Source organism: Streptomyces sp. NPDC047014, assembly GCF_040644195.1.
Taxonomy (GTDB): domain Bacteria; phylum Actinomycetota; class Actinomycetes; order Streptomycetales; family Streptomycetaceae; genus Streptomyces.
In genome coordinates, this window is sequence record NZ_JBEYVX010000026.1 from 1 (window position 1) to 23,863 (window position 23,863).

21 protein-coding genes are annotated in these 23,863 nt (G+C 75.7%); 9 read left to right on the forward strand and 12 right to left on the reverse strand.

Translation table 11 applies throughout. From position 1 onward, the window contains the following. The first annotated feature begins 134 nt into the window (after window positions 1–134). Window positions 135–815 (forward strand): hypothetical protein, encoded by a 681-nt coding sequence (locus tag ABZ873_RS16965; protein ID WP_360871806.1) that lies wholly within the window; start codon window positions 135–137, stop codon window positions 813–815. 64 nt (window positions 816–879) lie between these two features. On the opposite strand, the gene ABZ873_RS16970 is transcribed toward ABZ873_RS16965, so the two are convergent. Further along, a complete protein-coding gene (locus ABZ873_RS16970; protein ID WP_360871809.1) occupies window positions 880–1,800 on the reverse strand; it encodes a hypothetical protein in 921 nt (306 codons plus the stop codon). 151 nt (window positions 1,801–1,951) lie between these two features. Between ABZ873_RS16970 and ABZ873_RS16975 the strand changes: the two genes are divergently transcribed. After that, entirely contained in the window at window positions 1,952–2,902 is a 951-nt protein-coding gene (locus ABZ873_RS16975) for an endonuclease/exonuclease/phosphatase family protein (protein WP_360871812.1), read from the forward strand. A gap of 28 nt (window positions 2,903–2,930) precedes the next feature. Here the strand turns inward: ABZ873_RS16975 and ABZ873_RS16980 are convergent, their stop codons facing one another. Together ABZ873_RS16980 and ABZ873_RS16985 are read right to left on the reverse strand one after the other, a co-directional pair. After that, window positions 2,931–3,674, reverse strand: coding sequence for an SOS response-associated peptidase (locus ABZ873_RS16980; protein ID WP_360871815.1), 744 nt, complete (start codon window positions 3,672–3,674; stop codon window positions 2,931–2,933). Window positions 3,675–3,747: 73 nt separating this feature from the next. Further along, window positions 3,748–5,295: a DUF6056 family protein gene (locus ABZ873_RS16985; protein WP_360871818.1), complete on the reverse strand. Its 1,548-nt coding sequence runs from the start codon at window positions 5,293–5,295 to the stop codon at window positions 3,748–3,750. A 253-nt stretch (window positions 5,296–5,548) separates the two neighbouring features. Between ABZ873_RS16985 and ABZ873_RS16990 the strand changes: the two genes are divergently transcribed. Next, window positions 5,549–7,021: a hypothetical protein gene (locus ABZ873_RS16990; protein ID WP_360871821.1), complete on the forward strand. Its 1,473-nt coding sequence runs from the start codon at window positions 5,549–5,551 to the stop codon at window positions 7,019–7,021. A gap of 9 nt (window positions 7,022–7,030) precedes the next feature. On the opposite strand, the gene ABZ873_RS16995 is transcribed toward ABZ873_RS16990, so the two are convergent. Both ABZ873_RS16995 and ABZ873_RS17000 read right to left on the reverse strand, forming a co-directional pair. After that, window positions 7,031–7,531, reverse strand: a complete 501-nt coding sequence (locus ABZ873_RS16995) for a hypothetical protein (protein ID WP_360871824.1) — start codon at window positions 7,529–7,531, stop codon at window positions 7,031–7,033. A 110-nt stretch (window positions 7,532–7,641) separates the two neighbouring features. Next, the gene (locus ABZ873_RS17000) at window positions 7,642–9,780 is read right to left on the reverse strand and encodes a PIG-L family deacetylase (RefSeq protein ID WP_360871827.1); all 2,139 of its coding nucleotides are present in this window, start codon (window positions 9,778–9,780) and stop codon (window positions 7,642–7,644) included. Window positions 9,781–10,149: 369 nt separating this feature from the next. Between ABZ873_RS17000 and ABZ873_RS17005 the strand changes: the two genes are divergently transcribed. The 3 genes from ABZ873_RS17005 to ABZ873_RS17015 are packed head-to-tail and all read left to right on the forward strand — an operon-like array spanning window position 10,150 to window position 12,520. Beyond that, complete coding sequence (locus ABZ873_RS17005) at window positions 10,150–10,530, forward strand: VOC family protein (protein WP_360871830.1); 381 nt, start codon at window positions 10,150–10,152, stop codon at window positions 10,528–10,530. 55 nt (window positions 10,531–10,585) lie between these two features. Beyond that, a complete protein-coding gene (locus ABZ873_RS17010; RefSeq protein ID WP_360871833.1) occupies window positions 10,586–11,248 on the forward strand; it encodes a DUF6357 family protein in 663 nt (220 codons plus the stop codon). A 15-nt stretch (window positions 11,249–11,263) separates the two neighbouring features. Beyond that, window positions 11,264–12,520: a DUF6357 family protein gene (locus tag ABZ873_RS17015; protein ID WP_360871836.1), complete on the forward strand. Its 1,257-nt coding sequence runs from the start codon at window positions 11,264–11,266 to the stop codon at window positions 12,518–12,520. Between the two features lie 41 nt (window positions 12,521–12,561). On the opposite strand, the gene ABZ873_RS17020 is transcribed toward ABZ873_RS17015, so the two are convergent. Both ABZ873_RS17020 and ABZ873_RS17025 read right to left on the reverse strand, forming a co-directional pair. Further along, window positions 12,562–13,257, reverse strand: coding sequence for an HAD-IA family hydrolase (locus ABZ873_RS17020; RefSeq protein WP_360871839.1), 696 nt, complete (start codon window positions 13,255–13,257; stop codon window positions 12,562–12,564). A 23-nt stretch (window positions 13,258–13,280) separates the two neighbouring features. Continuing rightward, window positions 13,281–14,720, reverse strand: coding sequence for an Ig-like domain-containing protein (locus ABZ873_RS17025; RefSeq protein ID WP_360871842.1), 1,440 nt, complete (start codon window positions 14,718–14,720; stop codon window positions 13,281–13,283). A gap of 138 nt (window positions 14,721–14,858) precedes the next feature. Between ABZ873_RS17025 and ABZ873_RS17030 the strand changes: the two genes are divergently transcribed. Then, window positions 14,859–15,365, forward strand: a complete 507-nt coding sequence (locus tag ABZ873_RS17030; RefSeq protein ID WP_360871846.1) for a GNAT family N-acetyltransferase — start codon at window positions 14,859–14,861, stop codon at window positions 15,363–15,365. A gap of 83 nt (window positions 15,366–15,448) precedes the next feature. After that, window positions 15,449–16,444: an NAD-dependent epimerase/dehydratase family protein gene (locus tag ABZ873_RS17035; RefSeq protein WP_360871849.1), complete on the forward strand. Its 996-nt coding sequence runs from the start codon at window positions 15,449–15,451 to the stop codon at window positions 16,442–16,444. Between the two features lie 21 nt (window positions 16,445–16,465). Here the strand turns inward: ABZ873_RS17035 and ABZ873_RS17040 are convergent, their stop codons facing one another. Continuing rightward, window positions 16,466–18,487, reverse strand: coding sequence for a prolyl oligopeptidase family serine peptidase (locus ABZ873_RS17040; RefSeq protein WP_360871852.1), 2,022 nt, complete (start codon window positions 18,485–18,487; stop codon window positions 16,466–16,468). A gap of 27 nt (window positions 18,488–18,514) precedes the next feature. Next, window positions 18,515–19,579, reverse strand: a complete 1,065-nt coding sequence (locus ABZ873_RS17045; protein WP_360871855.1) for an AI-2E family transporter — start codon at window positions 19,577–19,579, stop codon at window positions 18,515–18,517. Between the two features lie 184 nt (window positions 19,580–19,763). Here ABZ873_RS17045 and ABZ873_RS17050 point away from each other — a divergent pair, with 184 nt between their 5' ends. Further along, window positions 19,764–21,062 carry an MFS transporter gene (locus tag ABZ873_RS17050; RefSeq protein WP_360871858.1) on the forward strand — a complete coding sequence of 433 codons (1,299 nt, stop codon included), beginning with the start codon at window positions 19,764–19,766 and terminating at the stop codon, window positions 21,060–21,062. A 50-nt stretch (window positions 21,063–21,112) separates the two neighbouring features. Here the strand turns inward: ABZ873_RS17050 and ABZ873_RS17055 are convergent, their stop codons facing one another. From ABZ873_RS17055 to ABZ873_RS17065, 3 genes are all read right to left on the reverse strand, one after another. After that, a complete protein-coding gene (locus tag ABZ873_RS17055) occupies window positions 21,113–21,286 on the reverse strand; it encodes a hypothetical protein (protein ID WP_360871861.1) in 174 nt (57 codons plus the stop codon). Between the two features lie 316 nt (window positions 21,287–21,602). Beyond that, complete coding sequence (locus ABZ873_RS17060; protein ID WP_360871864.1) at window positions 21,603–22,814, reverse strand: MFS transporter; 1,212 nt, start codon at window positions 22,812–22,814, stop codon at window positions 21,603–21,605. A gap of 52 nt (window positions 22,815–22,866) precedes the next feature. Beyond that, entirely contained in the window at window positions 22,867–23,826 is a 960-nt protein-coding gene (locus ABZ873_RS17065) for an aldo/keto reductase (RefSeq protein WP_360871867.1), read from the reverse strand. Window positions 23,827–23,863: the final 37 nt, after the last annotated feature.

The following is a 23,863-nucleotide window of genomic DNA, read 5'->3' on the forward strand; positions in this document are numbered from 1 at the left end:
TCGGAGTCGCGCCAGCGGCGCAGCAGGAGGCGGTCGGTACGCAGTTCGGTCATGCTCCCCACCCAACGGCGCCGCGGGGCCGCACGACGCGGCCGTCCGCCGGTTCCCCTCATCTCGACCGGAGCACCTCGACGATGCGCATACGAATCGCTCTCTCGGCCGCCGTGACCGCCCTCGGCCTCCTGTTCCTGCTTCCCTCCGTGGCCCATGCCCACGGCGACGCCCTGAAGGTGGTGGTGACCGGGCAGCGGGCGGGCCATGTCACCGCCGAGATCACCTGGGAGAACGACGGGGACGCCGTCGACGAGGCGGTCTCCGCCACCGTGAACGCGGTGAGCGGTGACGGCACCCGCACCATGGGCCCGTGGATCCTGGTCCGCGACCCGGCCGCGGCTCCCGCCGGCTGGACCACGGCCGAGGTGCTGCCGCCGGGCTCGTGGAAAGTCAGCGTCGACGTCGGCTTCCCCGAGCTGGGACATGGCGAACTGGAGGTCGGCGTCCCCGTGGTGGACCCGGCCCCGGGCACCGCGGGAGGCACCGGAACCGCCGGTACCGGAACGGGCGGCACCGCGACGGCGGGCCCCGGAACCCCCGCGCCCTCCGTCCCGGCCCCCGCTCCCAGCACCGCCTCGGGCGCGCAGTCGGCCTCCGCCCCTTCTACGGCGACCCCGCCCTCCCCCGCGCCGACGGCCTCGGGCAGCTCCCAGGGTGCCGCCGTCTGGTGGACCACGGCGGGCGTGGCCGTGACCGCCCTCGCCGGAGCGGGCGTCGGCCTGCTCCTGCGCCGCCGACGGCTCCGCCGCCGCCTGGGCTGAACCGCCGGGCGTACGGACCCGGGCGCGCCCGGCAAGGCCCGACAAGGCCCGGAACGAGACGGCCTCAGGCCGTGGCCCCGCCGGCCACGGCCTCCCCGGCGCCCGCCACCGCCGCCACCAGCCGGTCGAGGCCCCGCGGGTTCATCCCGAGGAACAGGTTCGGCTCGATGAGCTCCAGTTCCATCACCACCGGCTCCCGCCCCTCGTCCAGCGCCAGATCCACCCGCGCGAACAGCGGCCCCTCCGGACCGGGTACGGCGGCCACTGCGGCCCGCGCCACGGCGAGCTCCGCCTCGGAGGGCCGGTACGGGGCGGCCCCCGGGTGCGCCACCCGGGCGTTGTCCACCACCCCGGCCTCGGTCAGCAGGGGCCCCTTGCGGATGGCGTGGCTGAACGTTCCGCCGAGGAAGACGAGCGCCCGCTCCCCCTCCGCCACGAGCCGCAGGTACGGCTGGACCATGGCGGTACGGCCCTGCTCCCGCAGCATGCGGACATGGCGTGCGGCATCGGCGAGCTGGCCGGGCTCGTAGCGTGCGGTGTCCCGCGCCCCCGCCGACACGGACGGCTTGACCACCACCGGCCGCCCCGCCCCGAGGTCCTCCTCCGCCCACGGCCCGCCCGGCTCCACGAACCGCGTCGGCACCACCGGCACCCCGCGCGCGGCCAGGTCCAGCAGATAGCGCTTGTCGCTGTTCCAGCGCACCACCGGTGCCGGATTGCACAGCCGCGTGACCCGGGCGGTGGCATCGGCCCAGGCCAGGAACTCCTCCAGGCGTCCGGCGTAGTCCCAGGTCGAGCGGATGAGCGCCAGGTCGAAGCGGTCCCAGCGCACGTGCTCCGCGTCCCAGTGCACCGCCTCGGCCGCCAGCCCCGCATCGCGCAGACCCGCCACGATCAGCGGAAGGTCCGCGTCCTGGGCCGCACCGGGCCCGCTCGTCACGACCGCGACCCGCGCGGCGCCCGCGCCGTTCCCGCCAGCACCCATGGTGACTCTCCCCGTCCTCGTCCCGGCCGCCCCCTGCGACTCAGCCGTCACTCTCGCACACCCGCCGTACGGGAACCCGGGCCGCCGCCCGTGCGTCCTGACGCGTGACAGCGGGGCGGCGGACGCCGTACGAGCGGGGCGGGGACAAGCAGTGAGAACGAACGGCGGCGCCCGGGGAAGCTCGCGCCGGCCCCGCGGCCGGTGGCTCGCCGCGGCGGCCGTGGCCGCCGCCGGTCCGCTCGCCCTCCACCGGGCCGTACCGAACCGGATCGGCGGCCTCGGCAGTCTGCTGGAGGCGTTCCTGCCCTGGCTCGGCCTGGTGGTGCCGGTCCTGCTCGTGGCGGCGCTGCTGCGCCGGTCGGCCCTCGCCCTGGTGGCCCTGCTGCTGCCCGCCGCCGTCTGGGCGGCCCTCTTCGGCCCGCTGCTGCTGCCGGCGGAGCACCGGCCGGACGACCTCCTCGTCGTCCAGCACAACGTCGCCGACGACAACCCGGATCCCACCGGCACCGCGACCGCCCTCGCCCGCGCCGAGCCGGACCTCATCGCCCTGGAGGAGCTGACGCCCGCCGCGCTCCCCGCCTACACCGCCGCCCTGTCCGCCGCGTACCCCCACCACGCGGTGCACGGCACGGTCGGGCTCTGGTCGAAGCGCCCGCTGGCGGGGGTCCGCGCGCTGGACATCCGGCCGTCCGGCTTCGGCCCGGACTGGAACCGCGGTCTGCGGGCCGTCGTCGGCACCGGGCGGGGTGAGATCGCCGTGTACGTCGCCCACCTCCCCTCCGTCCGCCTCCGCGCGGGCGGCTTCGCCTCGGGGCCGAGGGACGAGAGCGCCCGGCTGCTCGGCGCGGCCCTCGCCGCCGAGGAGGTGGACCGGGTCCTCCTGCTGGGCGACCTGAACAGCACGGTGGACGACCGGGGGCTCGCCCCGGTCACCGCCCGGCTGGAGGCCCCGCGCCGGGGCATGGCCCTCAGCTGGCCGGCGGCCTTCCCGGTGGCCCGTATCGACCAGGTCCTGGGGCGTTCGCTGACCGTGGCCGGGATCCGGACGCTGCCCGCCACGACGGCCGACCACCTGCCGGTGGCCGCCCGGATCCGGCTGTGACCCGGGGCTCCCGTGCAGCGCCGGCGGTTCAGCGCCCCGGGGCCGAGGGCTCCGCCAGAAGCTCGGGCCCGTTGTTGCGGACGTTGTTGACCGCCGTGGAGACGGCCCGGACGTCCAGCCGCCCGCCCGCCGGGGCGGCGAGCAGGGCCCGCAGTTCCTCCGGGTCCTCGTGGGAGGGGTCCAGCCATGCCTCGTAGTCGGCCGGGGCGAGCGCGAGGGGCATCCGCGGGTGGACCCGGCCGGCCGAGTCGGTGGCCTCGGTGGTGATGATGGTGCAGGTCGCCCACCAGGCCGTCGGCGCGTCGTCGTCGGCGACGGCCGGGTCGCGCCAGAACTCGTAGAGCCCGGCCATGGCCATCACCTCCTCGCCCTCGGGGCGGATGAAGTACGGCTGCTTGTACGCCTTGGCCGCGCCGGAGGCGGGCACGGACTGCCATTCGTAGAACCCGTCCGCGGGCAGCAGGCAGCGGCGCTTGGCGAAGGCGCGGCGGAAGGCGGGCTTCTCGTGGACGGTCTCCACGCGGGCGTTGATCATCCTGGCGCCGTCGGCGAGGCTCTTCGACCACGAGGGCACCAGCCCCCAGCGCAGCGGCCGCAGCCGGCGCTCCAGCAGGCCGCTCTCCCGGTCGGCGCGCTCCAGGACGGCCCACACGGTGTCGGTGGGGGCGACGTTCCAGCTGGGCTCCGGCGCCTCTCCCACGTCCGGGGGCGCGGTCTGGAAGAGGCCGGAGAGGTCTTCGGGGCTACGGGTGGAGACGTATCGGCCGCACATGCCCTCCACCCTGCCACCGGAAGCCCTCGTACGGCGGGCACACCGGGAAAACCGCCCGCGCGCGGCGGCCCGTTCAGCGGCGGTGGATGCGGTCCACGCCGTACCAGCGCGACACGCACGCGGCGACCCAGTCCCGGTCGTAGTCCCGGGTGTAGAAGGGCTCGGCGAGGCTGCCGATGGGGAGCGGCCGGTAGCCCACGTCGGTGGCGCCGCGGGCGGTCTCCGCGCGGATCCGGGCGTTCTGCGCGTCCCAGGCGGCCGCGCGGGTGACGGTGGCGGTGGTCAGGTCGCGGACGGCGGGGACGAGTACGGCCACGGAGGCCAGGGTCAGGCAGCCGGTGGCCACCGCCGCCCCGGTGAGCAGGGCGCGCCCGGGGTGCGGGCGGGCCGCCGCGTACCGGCCGAGCCAGACGCCGAGCAGCATCCCGTAGCCGCAGAGGGCCAGTTCCATGAGGACGAGGTGGCTGGTCCAGGTGCGGGCGTACGTCCAGCCGGTGGGGCCGTAGCCGCTGCGCAGGCCCACCATCACGGCGAAGGAGCCGAGGAGCAGCACGGGCACCGGGAGCAGCAGCAGGGCGGCCAGCGCGGGGCGCGGTACGGTCCGCCCGCGCGCGGGCTTCCGTACGGCGTGGCCGTAGCGGGCGCGGCCGAGGGCCAGGCCGAGGAGGACGCCGACGGCGGCGGCTCCCAGGTAGGCCCACTGGCCCGTGACGGTGTCCCACATCCGCAGCCAGTCCTGGAAGGTGGCCTCCAGTTCGGCGGCGGAGAGCGGGGAGGCCGTCTCGGGCTGCTGGGCGCGCCGCCAGCGGGCGCCCGGGGAGGTGTAGAGCACGATCAGGCCGGTGAGCAGTCCGGCGCAGTAGAGCAGGCACCAGGTGAAGGGGCGGCGGTCGCGGGCCAGTCCGATGCGGGGCAGGGCGAGCAGCCCGGCCCCGGCGGCGAGCAGTCCGCTGACCAGCGCGAAGGGCTCGCTGAGGGTGCCGAGGGCGAAGCCGGTGAGGAGGGCGGCGGCGAAGCCGGCGGTACGGGCGGGCGCGCGGGGCTGCCGTACGGTCCAGACGCCTGCGAGGAGCGCCCATACGCCGATGACGGCGGGGACGGTGTGGGAGATGGTGGCGGGGGCCCACAGCAGGACCTGGTAGGTGCGGGTCCCGCCGAAGTACAGGAGGGCCTGGAGGACGAGGGCGGCCGCGGTGAGGAGCAGCAGCAGGGGGCGGCCGCCGAGGAGCCGGACGCACTCCCGGCCGAGCAGGACCAGGCCGGCGGTGAGGGTGAGGACGAGGGCGGCGGGGAGCAGTTTGACGCCGGTCAGTCCGTCGCCGTAGACGATGCCGCTGAGGAAGGCGTTGGTGACGCGGCCGTTCTGGGTGGTGTAGAAGTCGGCGGTGATGCCGAGGACGCCGAGGTCGCGCGCCTTGAATCCGGCGCACCAGTCGTCGGAGGTGGGGCGGAGGTAGAGCCCGAGGAAGCAGCCGACGGCCAGCAGGCCCCCGGCGGCGGCGACGAGCGCGGCGCCGAGGCCGGGCAGGAGGCCGCGCGGCACCGGGGGGCGGCGGGCGGCGCGGCCGGTCGTGGTGGCAGGGGTACGGACGTCCTCGCCCTCGATCGCGGCCGTGCTCATCCACCACCTCTTCGCAGCGGGGCCCGGCGCGCCGGGCGGCCGGGGCGCCCGCCGGTCCCGGGGGCGGGGCGCGCGCGTTCCCATGATGAGCACGGGCGTGCGCCCCCGGCATCCGGAGCCCGTCGCGCGGGGGACGCCCCCGGCGGGCATCCGCTCACCCGGGCGGCGGGTGTTCCGTGGCGGCCCCCGGGGGGCTCTCCGAGGATGGGGGCTCCGGGTCCGCGCCTGCGGCGGCCCCACGGAGGGAGTGCCGATGCCCCGTGCCCTGCTGGTCCGGTGGGCGTTCGTGACGGCGGCCCTGGCGGGGGTCGCCGTGCCGCTGTGCGCGGGCGGCGCGTATCCGCCGCAGCGCTCGGCGCGGCCCGCCGGTCCGCCGGTGATCCCGGTGGTGCCGGAGCGGGGTGCGGTGGCCGGGGTCCCGGCGCCGGTGTCGATGCTGGCCGCACCCACCGTGGGGCTGCTCGCGAACGCGGTCTCGGCGGAGGGGGTTGCGGCGTCCACCGCCGCGGGCGCCCGGTACGTGGAGGGCGGCCATGTCCTGCGGCTGCCCGACGGGCGGTGGAAGTACCTGCCCGACGGCGGCACGGTCTCGGTGGTGGTCCCGGCCGGGGATCCGGCGGCGCTGCGGCAGATCGGCCGCAGCCGCGCCTGGCTCGCCGCGGGCCGGGTGCCCGGTGCCACACCGGCGCGGCGGGCGGCCGCCGAGCGCGCGCTGCTGGCGATGCGTGCCCTGCTGCGGCCGAACGGGGCCCTGGCCGCGGGGTGGACGGACGGCTGGAAGTACTCGTGGCCGCGCGACTCCAGCTTCGTCGCGGCCGCGTTCGCGCACACCGGGCACGACGCCGAGGCGTACCGGATCCTGCGCTACAGCGCGGCGACCCAGCGCCGGGACGGCTCCTGGGAGGCGCGGACCCTGCTCGACGGCTCGGGCCCGCCGGACGCCCGGCGCCGGCAGCTCGACGCCAACGGCTGGGTGCCCTGGGCGGCCTGGCAGTGGTACCAGAAGGCCCCGCGGGCCGACCGGCGCGCCCGGCTGCTCGCGCTCTATGCGATGCTCGGCCGGGCGGCGGACCACGCGGCGGACTCGCTGCGGGCGGACGGGCTGCCGCCGGCCTCCCCGGACTACTGGGAGCTGGCCACGCCCACCCCCAACATCGGTACGGCCGCTCCCCTGCTCGCCGGTCTCAACGCTGCCGCCGATCTGGCCCGCGAGGCGGGCCGCGCGCAGGACGCGGCGCGCTGGTCCCATGCGGCGGGGCGGCTCTCGGCGGGGATCGCCGCGCGGTTCGCCCCGCTCGGCTACCGGCGTACCGCCGACGGGCGGCACGGCCACGACAGCGCGGTGGCGTTCATGGCCCCGCCGTTCAACCGGGCGCCGGCCGGTCTGCCCCGGGCGCTGGACCTCTCGTACCGGGCCCTGCTGCTGCCCAGCGGCGGCCTGACGCCGGGGAACGACCCGGCGGCGCCGTGGGGCGGGAACGCGTGGACGCCCAGTACGGCCTTCTTCGCGCTCGCGTGGGCCGGTACGGGCAGGCCCGTGCGGGCGGGGCGGGTGCTGGACTGGGTGCTGGCGAAGCGGAACGGGCTGGGCGAGCTGTCGGAGAAGGTGGACCGGGAGGGCCGGGCCTCCTCGATCGCGCCGCTGGCCTGGACGGGCTCGCTCGTGGTGCTCTCGCTGGCGGCGCTCGAAGGGCGCGGGCTGCCGACGCCGCCCGCGCGGTTCTAGGACGGCGGCTCAGACGGGGTCCGTGCCCTGGCCCGGCGGCGGGGTGCTACGGGTGGCTTCCAGGGCGGTGAGGAGCTCGCGGTAGGCGCGCCGTTCGGCGGCCACGGCCCGCCAGAGCGGCGGGTGCCGCGGATCGCGGCGGGCGCGGGCCTCGCGGGCGGCGGCGAGGCGGGTCTCCCGCGCCCGGTGCAGGGCCTCGCGGGCGTCGAGGTAGCGGGGGTCGAGGAGCCGGTGGTGGAGGACCTGCGCGAAGGCCCGGTCGGATATCGCGCGGAGCCGGTCGAGCTCTTGGGCGCAGCCGGCGGGGCGGGTGGTGTCGCAGCCGTCCTCCAGGGCGCGGGAGAGCGCTCCGAGGGTGCGTCCCAGCTCGGGGTAGCCCCGGTCGGGGGCGGTGGCCGGCGCGCATCCGGCGGCGAGGGCGGCCAGCAGGGCGAGCAGGCCCGCGGAACGGGCCGGTCCGGCGCGCGGGCGCCCGTACGGGAGGCGGCACGAGCGGGTGCGTGGCGTCATGGGGCCCCGATCGCCGAGGGTGAGGAGCCGGGCCGCGCCGGGTGGGTGCCCGCCGGGCCTGCCCGTCATCCTCGCCCGGCGCGGCCCCCACTGCCACCGGAGGGGACGGCTTACGGCCTGAGCTCCGCCGAGGCGGCGGTGTCCGCGCCGGCGGCCTGCGCCGCCTCCCTCGGGGCGACGGCCCGGTGCCACGGCAGCGGCGGGCGGCTGCTCACCGGCTCGGATCCGGGCGCGGGGGCCGACAGGACGTGCAGTCCGGCGTCCAGGCCGAGCGCGGCCGCGGTGGCCGTGCCGTCGGGCCCGGCCACGGCGGCCGGTGCGCCCGTGAAGAGCATCCGGGACTCGGCCCAGTCGGGCGCCGCCCCGGCCGTGGCGGCGACGCCGACGGTGCCGCTGCCCGCGCGGCCCGCGAGCAGGGGGCCGGCGACGCCGACGGCGCCGTAGCCGCCCCGGCCGCCCGTCTCGGTGACGGCGGACAGGCGTGGCGCCGGGCCGTCCGCCGTGGCCAGGGCGGTGGCGACGGTACCGGTGCCGGGCTGCCGGAAGTACAGCCGGACGCCGTCGCCCTCCGGGCTCGCGGAGAGCGGTCCGGTGGTGGTGGGCAGGCCGGTCGGGAAGGGGCCGGCGGGCGGGGCGCCGGGGGTGGGCCGGGTCCAGGCCAGGACGGTCGTGGTGGTGGCGGCGTAGATGTGGGTGCGGCCCGCCGCGTCGGTGGCGGTGACCGGGTCGCCCTGGAGGCCCGCGCCGCCGAGGGACTGCCAGGGGCCGAAGGCGGCGCCGGGCGCGGTCTCGGTGCGGGCGCGCAGGGTGCGCCGGGAGTCGCGGACGTAGACGGTCAGGCGGCCTTCGCCGTCCACGGCGACGGCCGGGCCGCTGATCGCCGAGGTGCCGGGGATGTCGGCGGTGTCGGGGGTGCCGAGCGAGCGCCAGGGCCCGAACGGTCCGTCGGGGGCGTCCTGGACGGCGTACACGAGCTCGCGGGCGTACGCCTGGGGTGTGGCGCCGAGGGTGGTGCGGGTGCCGAGGACGGCGACCCTGCCGTCGGGGAGCCGGACGGCCGTGGCCCCGGCGTCCATGCCGGTGCCCGCGAGGAAGCGGGGGCCCTCCCAGGTGCCCTGGGGGCCGCTGCGCGTCCAGTACGCCATCCGGCCGTCGAGTACAGCGAAGGCCCACAGGCGGCCGCCGGTCCCTTCGGTCATCCAGTGGGTGCCCTCGCCGCGGCTGTAGCGGATGGCCTGGCTCCAGCCGGCTCCGGCGGGGCGGGTGGCGGTCTTGCGGTCGCCGCAGCCGGCCGGGCTGCCGCACCAGTCCTTGCGGTCCATCCAGGCGTAGGTCTTGAGGTAGCCCAGCTTCTCCTCGGCCGTCCGCGGGTCGAGGACGGGCGGGAGGGCGCTGTTGGGGTAGCTGACGTAGTTCTGGACGGAGAAGTGGGGCCGCCCGGCCGACTTCGCGTACCGCTCGGCGGCGGCCTGCACGAAGCGGGCGCCGTACATGTGGTCCTGGTGGTCGTGGAAGGCTCCGCCGCCCGCGGCCCGGCCGGGGGTGGGGTCCTGGGTACGTATGGTGGTCGGCCGGTAGCGGGCGAGGATGCCCGCTATGGCGTCCACGGCCTGGTCCTTGGTGTACGAGAACGGGGCGCCGACGGGGGTGGCGGAGGTGAGCTGGGATCCCAGCGCGGGGACCTTGGCGTCCCACAGGCCGCGCAGGCTGTCCGGGTTGTCGCCGGAGATGCTGCGGGCCTCACGCAGCTGCATCCACACCAGGTTGACCTCGGGCCGGGCGAGGAGGACGTCGACCTCGGCGCTGCCGCCGCCCGCGGTGGGTACGGCCTTGCGCTGCCAGGCACTGGCGCGGCTGCCGGTGGCCATCTCGGCGTAGGCGGCGCGGATGCCGTTCTGGCGGGCCTCGGCGTAGGCGGCGCGGTCGGCGGGGCCGGCCGGGTCCTCCAGGTGCGGGCTGTGGGCCTCGTTGCGGCCGTCGGACTCGCCGGAGGTGAGGTAGACGGTGGTGACCTTGACGCCGGTGGATATGGAGCGGCTGACGTCGGGGTTCATGAAGAAGAGGTCGTCGTCGGGGTGGGCGACGATCTGGACGACGGAGCCCTCGGTGACGCTGGGCCGGACGGCGGCCTCGGGGGCGACCCGGGGCTGCGCGCTGCCGGGGCCGGAGGCCCAGGTGGTCACGCCCACGGCGCCGACGGACAGCGCGGCGACCAGGGCCGCGAGGCGGGTGCGGCTGGGCAGGGACATCTACAACGCCTTGAGGATCGGTCCGGTGCGGGGTTCCGCCGAGGAGGTCGGCCGGCTCCCCTCGGCTCCACTGCTTCCGGAGACGACCGGGGCCGATTATGTATCGCCCGTGCGACGCTGACACACCGTCAAGCCGCATATGAGATAAACCGAGTTGATTGCACGATTTGCGCATTTTGTCCCATTCGGAAGCGTCTGACGTGCGACGTCTCGACCGCCGTCCCGCCCCGCCGTGAGCGAGGTCACGCACGCGGCCGGGCCCGGTGTGATCCGGCCCACGGGCCCGCGCTGCGCCCCCGCCGGATCGGAGGGACGATGAGACGGGCAGGGCCGCGTGCGGCCGCGAACCGGGTGGAGGGAGCGAGGACGATGCTGGGAGCCAGCGAGGCGTTCAGCGGCTTCTCGGTCGACTCGATCGAGAACGTGAGGGAGTTCTACGGCTCGACCCTCGGGCTGCGGGTCTCCGAGGAGAGCGGGATGCTCGTCCTGGACCTCCAGGGCGGCACCAGGATCCTGCTGTACCCCAAGGAGGGCGGCCACGCCCCCGCCACCTTCACCGTGCTGAACTTCCCCGTCCCGGACGTGGAGGAGGCCGTGGACGGCCTGAGCGCGCGCGGGGTGGTCTTCGAGCGCTACGAGGGCTTCGGCCAGGACGGGAAGGGCATCGCCCGCGGCGAGGGCGGCCCCCCGATCGCCTGGTTCAAGGACCCGGCGGGCAACGTCCTCTCGGTCCTGGAGACCGGCCCGTAGGGCGGCTACGGAGGCGGCTAGGCTGCGGGAGTCATCACCCGACCGAAGGACTCCCATGGCCCGCCCCTACGCCCCCGGACCAAAGCGGTTCGTCTTCGCCGCCGGTGACGGCAATGAACAGCAGGTTTCCGTGGGCGACGCCCAGGAAGCCTATGTGGCCTTCTCCGCGTTCTTCCGGGACCGGGGCGCCCAGGGCGCCGGCACGTACACCATCACTGACGAGGCGACGGGGCAGAGTCTGGTCCTCATACCGGGTCAGGGTGTGATCACCCGTACCGAGGGGGCGGACCGTCCCCGGTCGGAACACCTCCGGATCGACCGGCCCAACCGCTACCTTCTGAGCGCGATGCTGTTCTTCGAGAACGGCTGTGCCGGCCTCGACCACTTCGGCCAGTGGTTCTCCGACCCCGCCGATCTCGACGCGCCACCGGAGACCCGCGGCGCGGCCCGCGCCGCCGCGTTCACGACGGAAGCGGCGGCGCTCGGAGAGGTCGCCCGGATCTGGGCGGATTCGGGCTTCGTGGACCCGAGCGACGCGTTCCACGTCTTCTTCGACTCGCACGGCGCCGACGAGGACCGGGCCGACCGCGCGGAACTGCTCGCGCTCATCGCGTTCCTCGGCCTCGAACAGGTCGCCGCCCCGGCCGGGGCTGCCGGCGGCGAGGTCTGGGTGCGTACCGAGGCACGCCTTGCGGACGCATGCGCGCGGTGGGCGTGACGAGGCCCTGAGCTCATGAGGGACATCGTGTTCACCCGCGGCAGCGGCTGGATCCCGGTCGTGATCCGCGAGAACGACGGGCTGAGACTGATGCTCGGCGCCGGGGCCGACGCCAACCACGAACCGCGCACGTTCACCTTCCCGGTCGAGGAGGCCCACCTCGCGGTGATCCGGGAGGACCTGGCCCGGCATCTGCTGCTGTGGAGTGCGGTCCTTCCGCTGTGCGAAGCCGCCGGAACGCGTGGCCCGCTCGACGAGGACGCCGCCGTCGCACTCCTGGACCCGGTTCTCCTCTCCCCGCCCGCCGACGTCGACGCTCTCTTCCGCCGCATCCGGTGGGACAGGAACCGGCTCGTCGCCCACGGGGCCGACCTCGCGCTGCTCGGGCGCGGACAGGTCTGCGCGGCGATGCGGTCCGCGACCGGCACGCCGAATGAGAAGCGTGCCCAGGAGCATCACGCGGACCGGCGTCGCGCCGAGCGCGGAGTGGTCCTCGGCCCGCTCGACGCCGCGATTCTGCGGTACACGGGCCAGTACGCGCACGGCGCGACGATTCCCCGGCGGCTGCCGGACGCCGTCGACGCCGCGCTGCTGCCGCGAGTGATGCGCGTGATCACCACCGCGGAGCAGGCGTGCGCCGGGATGCGCATCGGCCTCGATCCACGACGGGGAAACCGCGCCACGGACAAGCAGGAGTGGGAACGGGTGGCGGCGACGGTCAGCGCGGCCGTCCGCCGCGCGCACCCCGCGCTCGCCGACGACGCGGTCCGCACGGTGAGCTCCCTGATGTGCGCGGAGACCGCGGCCCGCTCCCGGAACACACCCGCTGAGGACGAAGCGAAGCCCGCCGCCCAGCGCGCGGGGAGCGCGGAAAAGACGGCCCTGACGTTCACCGACGACAAGGGCGCCGAGAGGAAATGGCTGCGGAACGGCCCGCGCAGCGCCTCCGCGGAGTTCTGGCAGTTCGTAGGCGACCGCTCCGCCGCGGACAACGAGGTCTTCACCATCGAGGACGAGCAGCGGGGCGAGGGCATCCAGCTCCACTTCTACGCGGACTCCGCCGCCCGGATCACCACGGTCCGCGAGGGCAGGGGCGGCGCGGATCCGGCGTACCGGGTCGAATACGTCCTGGTCGACGGCCTCGCCGCGTACCGGGACCTGGTGACCGCCTTCGCCCTCGGCGGCTGCGCCGCGCTCGACCCGTTCGGCCCCTGGATCCCGGACGCCGCGGCCTTCGAACGCGCCCGCCGGGCACGCCGCAACGCCCGGTAGGGCGCGGCGCGGCCGGTCCCGCCCCGCCCCCGCGAGGGGATTCAGCCCGGCAGCAGGTCGAGGACCGGGGTCAGGGACGCCGGGCGGTGGGTGACCGGGAGGTGGTCCACGAAGTGGACCGGGCAGCCGAGTTCGCGGGCCGCGCCGTCCGCCGTGCGGTCGTCGCCGACCATCAGGACCTCGGCCGGTGGCAGGCCCAGCCGCTCGCAGGCCGCCCGGAACATCCGCGGGTCGGGCTTCTGCGTGCCCAGCTCGAAGGAGAGCACATAGGTGTCCACCAGCTCGTCCAGCCCGTGCGCCCGGAAGATCGGCCGCAGGTCCCAGCCGACGTTGCTGACCACGGCCACCGGCACACCGCGGCGCCGCAGCTCGCCCAGCGTCTCCACGGCGTCCGGGTACGGGCGCCAGGCGGCGGGGCTCATGTGCCGCTCGTACAGCGGCCCCACCAGCTCCGGATCCGGCAGGCCCGCCGCCTCGGTCAGCCCTCCGTAGGCCGCGCGGTGCAGGGCGGCGCTCACGTCCCGCTCGTCCCACGCGGCCCGGAGGTGGTCGGGCACGTGCTGCGGCGCCGGGCCGCCCGGCAGCGCGCCGTACTCCGTCAGCCGCCGTACGGCCCCCTCGAACTCCGCGTCGGACAGCCGCGCCCCGGTCTCCTCCAGGGTGGCCCGCAGCCACTCCTCGACGGACTCGATGCGCAGCAGCGTGCCGGAGAAGTCGAACATCACTCCCTTGATCATGAGCTGATCGTACGGGCCGCCGCTCAGGTGGTCGGGTGCAGCCTGCTGGGCGTGTGCGGGGCCGCCGCCGGGGCCGTGTCGGTGTCCGCCAGGGCGCTGCCCGCCAGCCAGGACCGCCAGTCGACGTTCCAGTCCCCGAAGCCGTTGTCGAAGGGCGCCATCGGCTCGCCGCCGCTGTTGACCACCTCGACGATGTCCCCCTCGCGGACGGTGTCGAAGAACCAGGCGGCGTTCTCGGTGCTCATGCCCGTGCAGCCGTGGCTGACGTTCTCCTCGCCCTGCGCCTCCACCGACCAGGGCGCGGCGTGGATGTACTCGCCGCTCCAGGTCACGCGCGTCGCGTAGGAGACCGGCAGGTCGTAGAACTCCTTGGTGCCGCGGGCGATGCCGACGCTGTCCCCGCGCATGCGCACCTTCTGCTCCTTGCGCAGCACCACCTTGATGCCGCTGCGGGTGCGGAAGCCGGCCTTTCCGGTGGTGACCGGGATGGTCCGGATCACGCGGCCGTTGCGGCGTACGGTCATCCGGTGCGTGGCGGAGTCGGTGACGGCCTCGATCCGGTCCCCGATGGTGAAGCGCAGGTCCTCGGAGGGGCCGCCGTGGTGCTCGCCGACCTCGACCCCGTCCAGCCCGCTGCGGACGCGGACCTCCGTGTGCGCGGGCCAGTAGGTGCGCGGCCGGAAGTGCAGGGTCGCGGGGTCCACCCAGTGCCAGGCCCCTTCGACGTGCGGCTCCGAGGTCACCTCCAGCGCCTGCTCCACCCGGGCCCGGGCGAGCGGGTCGGCGGCGGGCACCGGCCGGCTGAGGGCGGCGGTCACGATCTCGCCCGCGCCGTACGTGCCGGGGCCCGGCCCGAACTCGGCGGTGAGCCGGCCCCCGTCCGCGGGCGGGCTGGTACGGAAGGCCATGGCCACGCCGACGGGGGTGCCGGCCGCGTCCTGGGCGCCGACCCGCACCGTGTACGTCTCCCCCGCGCGCAGCGATTCGCGGTTCGCCCACCGGTCCCCGTGCGGGCCGAGCACCCCGGCGAGGTGGCGGCCGCGGCTGTCCCGGACGGTGACGTCGGTGATCCGGCCGGGCTGCGCCAGGCCGATCTCCAGCGGCCCGCCGGCGTCGGTGGGCCGTCCCTCCGGGCGTACGGGGTGCGTCCCCCGGCCGGGCGAGGGCTCCGGCAGGACGGCTCCGGCGCCGCGCGCGGTGGCCCGTACGCGCTGCTCCTGCCAGCCGCTGCACAGTCCGGGCCGGAACACCCGTGCCGCGCAGGGCCCGGCGCCGGAGGCCGGTCCCTCGTCCAGCACCCGGCCCACCAGCAGGGTGACCGACGTCTCCCGCCCCGGGCCGGAGGAGGTCCCGTCGGCGGTGGCCCCGTCGGGGGTCCGGCCGGGCGCTGCGGCGATGGCGAGCATGGCCCCCGTCACCGCAGCGACGGCGCCCCACGCCTTGGTCGGTCGTGTCCGTCGCATTCGTGGCATAGCCGTATCAAACCGATGGAGGGCCAACCCGATGATCATGCGCTCGGGCGGTGCGGCCGAACGGGCTCCCGAAGAGAACTCGTACGGAGCACAGCGCCCCGGCCGGAGGGGTCGGGGAGAATGGCCCCCATGCCCATACGAGCGGTGCGCCCCGACGAACTGACGGTCCTCCAGGACATCGAGAGGGCCGCCGGGCTCTGCTTCCGGGAGGTCGGCATGGCCGAGATCGCGGAGGACGAGCCGCCGACCGCCGCCGAGCTCGCCGCCCACCTCGACGCCGGACTGGCCTGGGCCGCGGCCGGTGCCGACGACCTCCCGGTGGCCTACCTCATCGCCGAGCGCGTCGAGGACGCCCTGCACGTGGAGCAGGTGTCCGTGCACCCGGACCATGCCCGCCGGGGCATCGGCCGCTCGCTGCTGGAGCACCTGGCCGAGTTCGCCGCGGGCGAGGGGACGGCCGCCCTGACGCTGACCACCTTCGCCGCGGTGCCGTGGAACGCCCCGTACTACGCCCGCTGCGGCTTCCGGGTCCTGGACGAGGGCGCGCTCACCCCCGGGCTGCGGGAGATCCGGGCGCGCGAGGCGGCCCACGGCCTGGACCGGTGGCCGCGGGTGTGCATGCGGCGCGACCTCTGAGCCCGGCCGCCGTGCGCGGCGGCTTCCTTCGCCCAGCGCGAAGCGGGCTCCCGGGCGCGGCCGGGGTGTGCTGAGGTGGCGGTATGGATCTTCTGATACTGGGCGGGACCGCGTGGCTGGGCCGTGAGCTGACCCGGCAGGCGCTGGAGCGCGGGCACGAGGTGACCTGCCTGGCGCGCGGGGAGAGCGGTGAAGTCGCCCCAGGGGCACGGCTGGTGGCGGCGGACCGGGCGGAGGGGGCCGCCTACGCCGGGCTCCTCGGCCGGGACTGGGACGCCGTGGTCGAGGTCTCCTGGCAGCCGGACTTCGTCCGCGACGCGCTCACGGCGCTGGCCGGCCGGGCCCGGCACTGGACGTACGTCTCCTCCATCAGCGCCTACGCGAGCCATGGCACGGTCGGCGCCGACGAATCGGCCCCGCTGCTCGCCCCGCTCGGCGCGGGCCGGGCGGACCGGGAGGAGTACGGGGAGGCCAAGGTGGCCTGCGAGGCGGCCTCGCGGGCGGCCGTGGGCGACCGGCTGGTGATCGCCCGGCCCGGCCTGATCGCCGGTCCCGGTGACGGCAGCGGCCGCTCGGGCTACTGGGTGGCGCGCTCGGCGCGGCCGGTGGAGCAGCCGGTGCTCGTGCCGCGCTCCCCCGGCCTGCCCACGCAGGCGGTCGACGTCCGCGATCTGGCGGGCTGGCTGCTGGACCTGGCCGAGCGGGGCACGACCGGCACCTACGACGCGGTGGGCCCGGTGGTCCCCTTCGAGGCATGGGTGGAGCTCTCCCGGGAGGTGGCCGGGCACACCGGGCCGGTGGCGGAGGCGGAGCCGGGGTGGCTGCTGGACCAGGGCGTCGGGCAGTTCATGGGCCCCGAGTCGATGGCGCTGTGGATGCCGGATCCGGAGTGGGCCGGTTTCTGCGCCCGCGACGGCTCCGCCGCGCACGCGGCCGGGCTGCGGCACCGGCCGCGGGCCGAGATGCTGGCGGACCTGCTGGAGTGGGAGCGGGCGGAGGGCCTGGACCGCCCGCGCCGGGCGGGTCTGAGCACCGCCCGGGAGCGCGAACTGCTCACCGCGCTCGCCGGGCAGGCGTAGGGCCCGCCGTCCGCCTCCGGGTCAGCGCGGGCTGAGGCGGTCCCACAGGAAGGTGTGGACCAGGGCCTTGTTGAAGGCCGTCTGACGGTGGTCCGTGGCCCCCGCGTGGCCGCCGCCGAGGTGTTCGTGGAAGAGCACCGGGTGCCCGGCCTCCCGCAGCCGGGCGGCCATCTTGCGGGCGTGGCCCGGGTGCACGCGGTCGTCGCGGGTGGAGGTCAGCAGGAGCAGCGGCGGATAGGCCGGACCGTCCGAGGCGATGCGGTGGTACGGGGAGATGGCCTCCAGGTGGGGCCGGTCGGCCGGGTCGTCCGGGTCTCCGTACTCGGCGGTCCAGCTGGCCCCGGCGAGCAGCTTGTGGAAGCGGAGCATGTCCAGCAGCGGCACGTGCGCGACGACCGCGCCGAAGAGCTCCGGCTCGCGGGTGAGCATGGCCCCCATCAGCAGGCCGCCGTTGCTGCCGCCCTCGATGCCCAGCTGGGCCGGGGTGGTGATGTCCCGGGCGATGAGGTCCCGGGCGACGGCCGCGAAGTCCTCGTAGGCGCGGACCCGGTGGGCGCCGAGGGCCGCCCGGTGCCAGGCCGGCCCGTACTCGTGCCCGCCCCGGATGCCGGCGACCACGTACGTGCCTCCGCGCGCGAGCCAGGCCCGGCCGGTGAGGGCGCTGTACTGCGGGACCATGGAGACCTCGAAGCCGCCGTACCCGTAGAGCAGGGTGGGGCCGGGGCCGGGCCGGTCCTCGGGGCCGACGACGAAGTACGGGACGCGGGTGCCGTCCGGGGAGGTCGCGAAGTACTGGCGCACACACAGCCCGGCGGTGTCGAAGAGCGCCGGGCTGCGCTTCACGCTCTCGGTGTCCTCCTCGCCGGCCGTGCCCCGGTACAGCGTGGAGGGCTGGAGGAAGCCGGTGACGAGGTGGAAGTACTCGTCCCCGACGTCGGGGTCGGTGGAGGTGACCGAGGCGGTGGACAGCGGCGGTACGCCGGGCAGCGGCGCGCGGCTCCAGCCGTCCGGGCCCGGGGTGAGCAGTTCCAGCGCGGAGGAGACGTCGGCGCGGGTGCCGAGGATGAGGTGGTGGCGGGTCCAGGTGTAGCCGGCGAGCGCGGTGCGCTCGTCCGGGGTGAACAGCACCTCGGCCCGCCGGTCCCCGGCCAGGAAGGCGGGGAGGCCGAAGGCGAGCAGGGCGCCCGCGGGGTGGCCGAGCCACGGCGTGCGGAGGGTGACGGTCAGCCAGTCGCGGAAGACGGAGGCGTTGGCGTCGTCCGGTACGTCGATCTTCACCGGCGGGGCGGCCGGGTCCTCGGGCAGGAGGAAGAGCTCCTGGTTCCAGAAGTCGATCTGCCGGTGCACGAAGTCCCGTTCGAAGCCGGGGGTGTCGTCGTGCCAGCCGGAGGCGGACAGGTCCGAGGCCCGGCCCTCGAAGACGAGCTCCGCCTCGCCGGGCGGGGTGCCGCGCCGCCAGCGGCGCACCTGGAGGGGGTAGCCGGAGGGGGACATCGATCCGGGGCCGAAGTCCGTGCCGAGCCAGACGCTGTCGCGGTCGATCCAGTCGATCCGGGTCTTGGCCTCGGGGACGGTGAAGCCGTCCGGGACGAACTCCAGGGTCTCCAGGTCGAACTCGCGCACCACGCAGGCGTCCGCGCCGTCCCGGGACAGCTGGACCAGGGCGTGCCGGTGCTCGGGGGCCAGCACCCGGCTGCCCGCCCAGGCCCACTTCTCGCCCTCGGCCTCCGCCAGGGCGTCGAGGTCGAGCAGCACCTCCCAGTCGGGGCGGTCGGTGCGGTACTCCTCCAGGGTGGTGCGCCGCCACAGCCCGCGGACGTGCTCGGCGTCCTGCCAGAAGTTGTAGAGGTGGCCGCCGCGGCGGACGGCGTACGGGATCCGGCCGTCGTCGTCCAGTACCTCGCGCATCTCCTGTTCGAGGACCTTGAACCCGGGCGCACCGGTCAGCGCGTCCACGGTCTCGGCGTTGCGCTCCCGGACCCAGGCGAGGGCGGCCTCGCCGGATACGTCTTCCAGCCACAGGTAAGGGTCTTCTTCGCTCATCAGGCGATTGTGCCGGACGGCGGCGGTTCAGTCGCCGGCCGTGAGGCGGGCGCCGAGACGGGCCTCGCGCAGCGCCGAGTGGACCGACCAGGTCACCGAGACCAGGGGGACGGCGACCACGGCGCCGACCACCCCGGCGGCGATGGCGCCCGCGACGACGGAGATCGCGACGACGAGGGGGTGCAGGCGCACGGCCCGGCTCATCACCAGGGGATGCAGCAGGTGACCCTCGATCTGGCCGATGACCACGATCAGCGCGACCACGACGGCCGCGACGACCGGCCCCTTCGCCGCCAGTGCCACCACGGCGGCGATGGCGAGGGCGACCGGGGAGCCGATGAGCGGGATGAAGGCGGCGAAGAACTCCAGCAGGGCCAGCGGCACGGCCAGGGGCACGCCGAGGAGGTAGAGCGCCAGGCCCACCAGGACGGCGTTGGTCGCCGCGACGACGACGATGCCGTGGGTGTAGCCGGTGAAGGTCCGCCAGGCGGCCCGTCCGGCGATGGCCACGCGCTCGCGCGCCGAGGCGGGCAGCTGGGCGCAGAACCAGGCCCACTGCCGGTCCCCGCCGTGCAGGAAGAGCACCGAGCAGAAGACGCCGAGGGCGAGGACGGTGAGGACGTGCACCAGGTGCCCGGCGCCGCTGACCGCCTGGCTGAGCAGGGTGGAGCGGTGGCTGGAGAGGTATTCGGCGGCCTTGGCCTGGACGTCGGACAGGGCGCGCGGACTCAGCCGGAAGGGGGGCCGCTCCAGCCATCGCTCGATGCTGCCGAGGCCCGCGCGGAACTCGCGGACCAGGGTGGTGCTCTCCCCCGCGACGGCCTCGCCGACGAGGGTCAGCACGCCCAGGAGCAGCACCGTACTGCCGAGCAGGCAGCAGGTGACGGCGAGCGGGCGGGGCACGGCGCGCGCGAGACCCCGGGTCGGCGCCCACAGCAGGGCGGTGACGACCAGGCCGAGGAAGACGGCCACGGCGATCTCGTGGAAGCGGCCGAGGACGGCGAAGACCACGTAGACGGCGGTCCCGACGACCAGCAGGCGCCAGGCGTACGACGCGGCCGTGCGCAGGAGTGGTGACACGGGCTGCGGCATGCTCCATGGGTGCCACGGCGGGGCGGGGATGCCACGCGCCGGGCCCCGGATTCGCCCGTCCGGGGCGGGCCGGGCCGCTGCCCCGGCCCGGCCCTGGCTGGCCCCCCGCCTTCGCCCTCGCCTTCGCCCTCGTACGGAAAAACCGTTTGCCGGAGCAAGGCGCGGGCGCCGACGATGGCCTGTCGTGAGCACTTCCCGATGGACCGCCGTTCTGCCCGATCTCGCCCCGTGGCGATCCAGCCGTGATTTCCGGCTGCTGTTCTACCAGGGGACGGTCGCGTACTTCGGCTCCTTCATGGCGATGATCGCGTTGCCGCTGCAGATCAAGCATCTGACGGACTCGCCGCTGGCGGTGGGTGCGATGGGTGCGGTGGAGCTGATTCCGCTGGTGGTCTGCGGGCTGTACGGGGGCGCGCTCGCCGACGCCGTGGACCGCCGCAGGATGATCCTGCTGACCGAGGCGGGGCTCGGGCTGCTGGCCCTGGTCCTGCTGGTGAACGCGCTGCTGCCGGATCCGCTGCTGTGGCCGCTGTACGTGGTGGCCGCAGGGGTGTCGGCGCTGGCCGGGCTCCAGCGGCCCGCGCTGGACTCGCTGATGCAGCGGATCGTGCCGCACGACCAGCTGAGCGCGGCGGCCGCGCTGAACGGACTCCGCTACCAGTTCGGCGCGATCGCCGGCCCCTCGCTGGCGGGCCTGGTCGTCGCCTACGCCGGGGCGTCCTCGGCCTATGCCGTCACCGTGGTGGGCTTCGCCCTCTCCGTCCTGCTGTGCCTGCGGCTCAGCCCGGCGCCGCCGGTGGAGGGCGCGGAGCGGCCGTCCCTGCGGGCCATCGGGGAGGGGGCGCGGTACGCGTGGAGCAGGCCCGTGCTGCTGGGGACGTACGCCGTGGACCTCGCGGCGATGTTCTTCGCCTTCCCGAACACCATCTTCCCCTTCCTCGCGGACGAGCTGGACGCCACCTGGGCGCTGGGCCTGATGTACGCGGCGGGCGCGGTCGGGTCCCTGCTGCTCGGGCTGACCAGCGGCTGGGTGTCGCGGGTGCGCCGGCACGGGCTGCTGGTGGTGTTCGGGGCCACGGCCTGGGGCCTGGCGATCGTGGGTGCCGGTCTGGTGCCGGGGATCTGGCTGGTGCTGGTGTGCCTGGCGGTGGCGGGTGCGGGCGACATGCTGAGCGGGCTGGGCCGCGCCACGATCTGGAACCAGACCATCCCCGAGGAACTGCGGGGCCGGCTGGCGGGCATCGAGGTGCTCTCGTACAGCGTGGGGCCGCAGCTGGGCCAGGTGCGGGCGGGCACGATGGCGGGCTGGACGGGGACCCGGGCCGCCGTCTGGAGCGGCGGTCTGGCCTGTGTGGCCTCGGTGGCGGTGCTGGCCGCGCTGCTGCCGAAGCTGGTGTCCTACGACGCGCACACCGACGAGGACGCGCTGCGCCGGCGGGCCGCGCGGGAGGCGGAGGAGGCGGGGGCTCCCGCGGCGGGGTGAGGCGGGCGCGGCCGGGTGGACCGGGTCCCGGCGGACGGGCCCCGACGGGCTCAGCCCTCCCGTTCGGCGAGGATCCGGTCGGCCGCGTAGTGCGGGCAGTCGACGGCGTGCCAGGTCACCGAGAGGGAGCCGGATCCCGTCCGCAGGGTCCGCACCACACCGTCGTCGGCGGTGGCCTTGCAGAAGGGGCACAGCTCGGTCTTCGGGCGCAGTAGATCGAACATGCCCTGTCCTTCCCGCAGCTTTCTCACACCGGACCAATCCAGAACTATCAAATCCGGCGCCATTCGGCCGCAGTACCCGCAAGTACGGATGGATTTTCGATGCGGCGGCCCGGCCGACGGGCGCCCGAGGGCGGCGTTCGACCGGTCCCGGGGCCACCACCGGACGCGTGAAAGACCGTACCGCACACGGCAGTTGGGCGCGCCGGAGAAACGGTCGGGCCGGGTGCGCCGTCAGCCGGGCGTGGCGCGATACGTCGTACGGGTGGCGCGGTGCCGGTGGGGTGACGGGCGCCGCCCCCTCCCCCGGACCGGCCGCTCATGCCTCACGGCGGGGCAGCAGCAGGGGTGTGAGCAGCATCAGCAGACCGGCGGCGCCGATGGCCGCGCGCGGGCCGGTGAGCCCGGCCAGCAGCCCCCACAGCGCGGTCAGCGCCGCGACGGCGGTCTTGCCCGTGACCGACCACGCCGCGAGGGTGCGCGCGATCCGGTCGGCGGGGAGGTGTTCGAGGCGGTGGGTGGCGAAGACCGGATTGAACACGCCCATGCAGGTGATCAGCGCGAACTCCACGGCGACGACCAGCGCGAGCCCTTCGGCACCGGGCCGGACGAGGACCAGCCCGAGCGGCCAGCAGGCGCGCAGCGTCCCGGCGGTGCGCAGCACCCGGTGCCGTCCGTACCGGGCGACCAGCGGCCGGGCCAGCCGGGCGCCGAGGATGCCGCCGAGGCAGGGCAGGCCGAAGGCGAGGCCGTACTGCCAGGGGGCGAAGCCGAGCTCACCGAGCATGAGGACGGCGAGCAGCGGCGAGGTGGCCATGATCAGGCCGTTGACCAGGACGGTGTTGAAGAACAGCGGGCGCAGGGCCGGGTGGGCCAGGACGTACCGCCAGCCTTCGAGGAGGTCGCCGCGGCGGATGCGCCTTCCGGGCTTTCCGTGCTTTCCGGGTTCTCCGGGCTCTCCGGGCCTGTCGGCGTCGCCGCCGATGGCGCGGAGCCCGGCGGCCGAGAGCAGGTGGCTGACGGCGTCGGCGGCCAGGGTCACGACCGGGCCGAACAGGCCGATCGCCGCCGTGCCGAGGGGCGGCCCGAGCACGGTGGCCGTCCAGGTGGTGGACTCGAAGCGGCCGTTCGCCCGGAGCAGGTCCTCCGCCGGTACGAGCGACTTGAGGTAGGCGCCCGCGGCGGCGTTGAAGGCGATCCCGGCGGCGCTGACGACCACGGAGACCACCACGAGCTGCACGAGCCCGAGCACCCCGAGGGCATAGGCGGCGGGGATGCTGAGCAGCGCCGCGCAGCGCACCAGGTCCATCGCGATCATGACGGGCCGCTTGGGGCGGAACTCCACCCACGGCCCGAGCGGGATCGCCGCCGCGGTGCCCACGGCGAGCCCGGTGGCCGCCAGCAGGGAGACCTGCGCGGGCCCGGCGTCCAGGGCGAGGATGGCGATGAGGGCGAAGGCGTCGAACGCGAACCAGGTGCCGAAAGCGCTGACCCCGTAGGCCGCCCACAGCCAGCCGAACCGGCGGCCCACCGTTCTCCCCCGCTCGTCCTCGTCCTGGATCCCCGCCCCCCGTCCGGCCGGGTCAGGGCAGCGGAACTCCTCGGGCCGCGACCCAGAGCCCGTACCACTCCTCGTGCGTGAGCTCGGGCTCGCGTACGGCCGCGTCGCGGCAGGCGCGGATCCGCTCGGGCCGGGCGCTGCCGATGACCGGCGCGATCCGGGCGGGGTGGCGCATCAGCCACCACAGCAGCACGGTCTCGGGCGTGGTGTCCTTGCTCCGGGCCAGCTCGGCCAGCAGCTCGGCGGTGGCGTGCTCGGCGGGCGTCTCCTGGCGGCCGGTGAAACGTCCCTGCGCGAGGGCGCCCCATGCCTGGAGGCGGATGCCGTGGTCGCGGCAGTGCTCCAGCGTGCCGAAGGGGAAGCCGTTGTGCGTTGCGGCGGGGGTGTTCAGCAGCACCCCGGCCTCGACCCAGTCACGGCTGTGCAGGCTCATCTCCAGCTGGTTGGCGACGAGCGGTACGTCGAGCCGGGCCTGGAGGTGGGCGATCTGCGCGGCGCCCATGTTGGACACGCCGAAGGACCGTACGAGGCCCTGCCGGTGCAGGGAGTGCAGGGCCTCCGCGACGGAGTCGGCGTCGGCCAGCGGGTCGGGGCGGTGCAGGAGGAGGACGTCGAGGACGTCGGTCCGCAGCCGGGTCAGGCTCTCCTCCACCCGGCGGACGATGCTCCCGCCGCGCAGGTCGTACATCCCCGGGCGCTCCGCGTCGCCGAGCCGGATGCCGCACTTGCTCTGGAGGGTGATGCGCTCGCGCAGGCCGGGCGTGCGCGCCAGCACCTCGCCGAAGACGGCCTCGGACTTGCCGTGCCGGTAGATGTCGGCGTGGTCGAAGGCCGTGATCCCGCTGTCGAGGGCCGCCTCGACGGCCGCTTCGGCGGCGTCGATGTCCTCGGGGGCGTAGGGGCCCGGTTCCCAGCTCCCGCCGAGGCCCATGCAGCCGTACAGCAGTCGGTCTTCGTCCGCGCGTGTCGCTTCGTTCGTCACCGGGACACCCTATGCGGTCTCCCGTACCCCCGGTACG

Bases quoted from the DNA above. Each gene is read 5' to 3' on its own strand.
- ABZ873_RS17015 (WP_360871836.1), top strand. From the start codon at position 11,264: ATGAGGGACATCGTGTTCACCCGCGGCAGCGGCTGGATCCCGGTCGTG.
- ABZ873_RS17010 (WP_360871833.1), top strand. From the start codon at position 10,586: ATGGCCCGCCCCTACGCCCCCGGACCAAAGCGGTTCGTCTTCGCCGCC.
- ABZ873_RS17030 (WP_360871846.1), top strand. From the start codon at position 14,859: ATGCCCATACGAGCGGTGCGCCCCGACGAACTGACGGTCCTCCAGGAC.
- ABZ873_RS16995 (WP_360871824.1), bottom strand. From the start codon at position 7,531: ATGACGCCACGCACCCGCTCGTGCCGCCTCCCGTACGGGCGCCCGCGC.
- ABZ873_RS17040 (WP_360871852.1), bottom strand. From the start codon at position 18,487: ATGAGCGAAGAAGACCCTTACCTGTGGCTGGAAGACGTATCCGGCGAG.
- ABZ873_RS17005 (WP_360871830.1), top strand. From the start codon at position 10,150: ATGCTGGGAGCCAGCGAGGCGTTCAGCGGCTTCTCGGTCGACTCGATC.
- ABZ873_RS17025 (WP_360871842.1), bottom strand. From the start codon at position 14,720: ATGCGACGGACACGACCGACCAAGGCGTGGGGCGCCGTCGCTGCGGTG.
- ABZ873_RS17020 (WP_360871839.1), bottom strand. From the start codon at position 13,257: ATGATCAAGGGAGTGATGTTCGACTTCTCCGGCACGCTGCTGCGCATC.
- ABZ873_RS16970 (WP_360871809.1), bottom strand. From the start codon at position 1,800: ATGGGTGCTGGCGGGAACGGCGCGGGCGCCGCGCGGGTCGCGGTCGTG.
- ABZ873_RS17000 (WP_360871827.1), bottom strand. From the start codon at position 9,780: ATGTCCCTGCCCAGCCGCACCCGCCTCGCGGCCCTGGTCGCCGCGCTG.
- ABZ873_RS17045 (WP_360871855.1), bottom strand. From the start codon at position 19,579: ATGCCGCAGCCCGTGTCACCACTCCTGCGCACGGCCGCGTCGTACGCC.
- ABZ873_RS16990 (WP_360871821.1), top strand. From the start codon at position 5,549: ATGCCCCGTGCCCTGCTGGTCCGGTGGGCGTTCGTGACGGCGGCCCTG.
- ABZ873_RS17035 (WP_360871849.1), top strand. From the start codon at position 15,449: ATGGATCTTCTGATACTGGGCGGGACCGCGTGGCTGGGCCGTGAGCTG.
- ABZ873_RS17055 (WP_360871861.1), bottom strand. From the start codon at position 21,286: ATGTTCGATCTACTGCGCCCGAAGACCGAGCTGTGCCCCTTCTGCAAG.
- ABZ873_RS16980 (WP_360871815.1), bottom strand. From the start codon at position 3,674: ATGTGCGGCCGATACGTCTCCACCCGTAGCCCCGAAGACCTCTCCGGC.
- ABZ873_RS16985 (WP_360871818.1), bottom strand. From the start codon at position 5,295: ATGAGCACGGCCGCGATCGAGGGCGAGGACGTCCGTACCCCTGCCACC.
- ABZ873_RS16965 (WP_360871806.1), top strand. From the start codon at position 135: ATGCGCATACGAATCGCTCTCTCGGCCGCCGTGACCGCCCTCGGCCTC.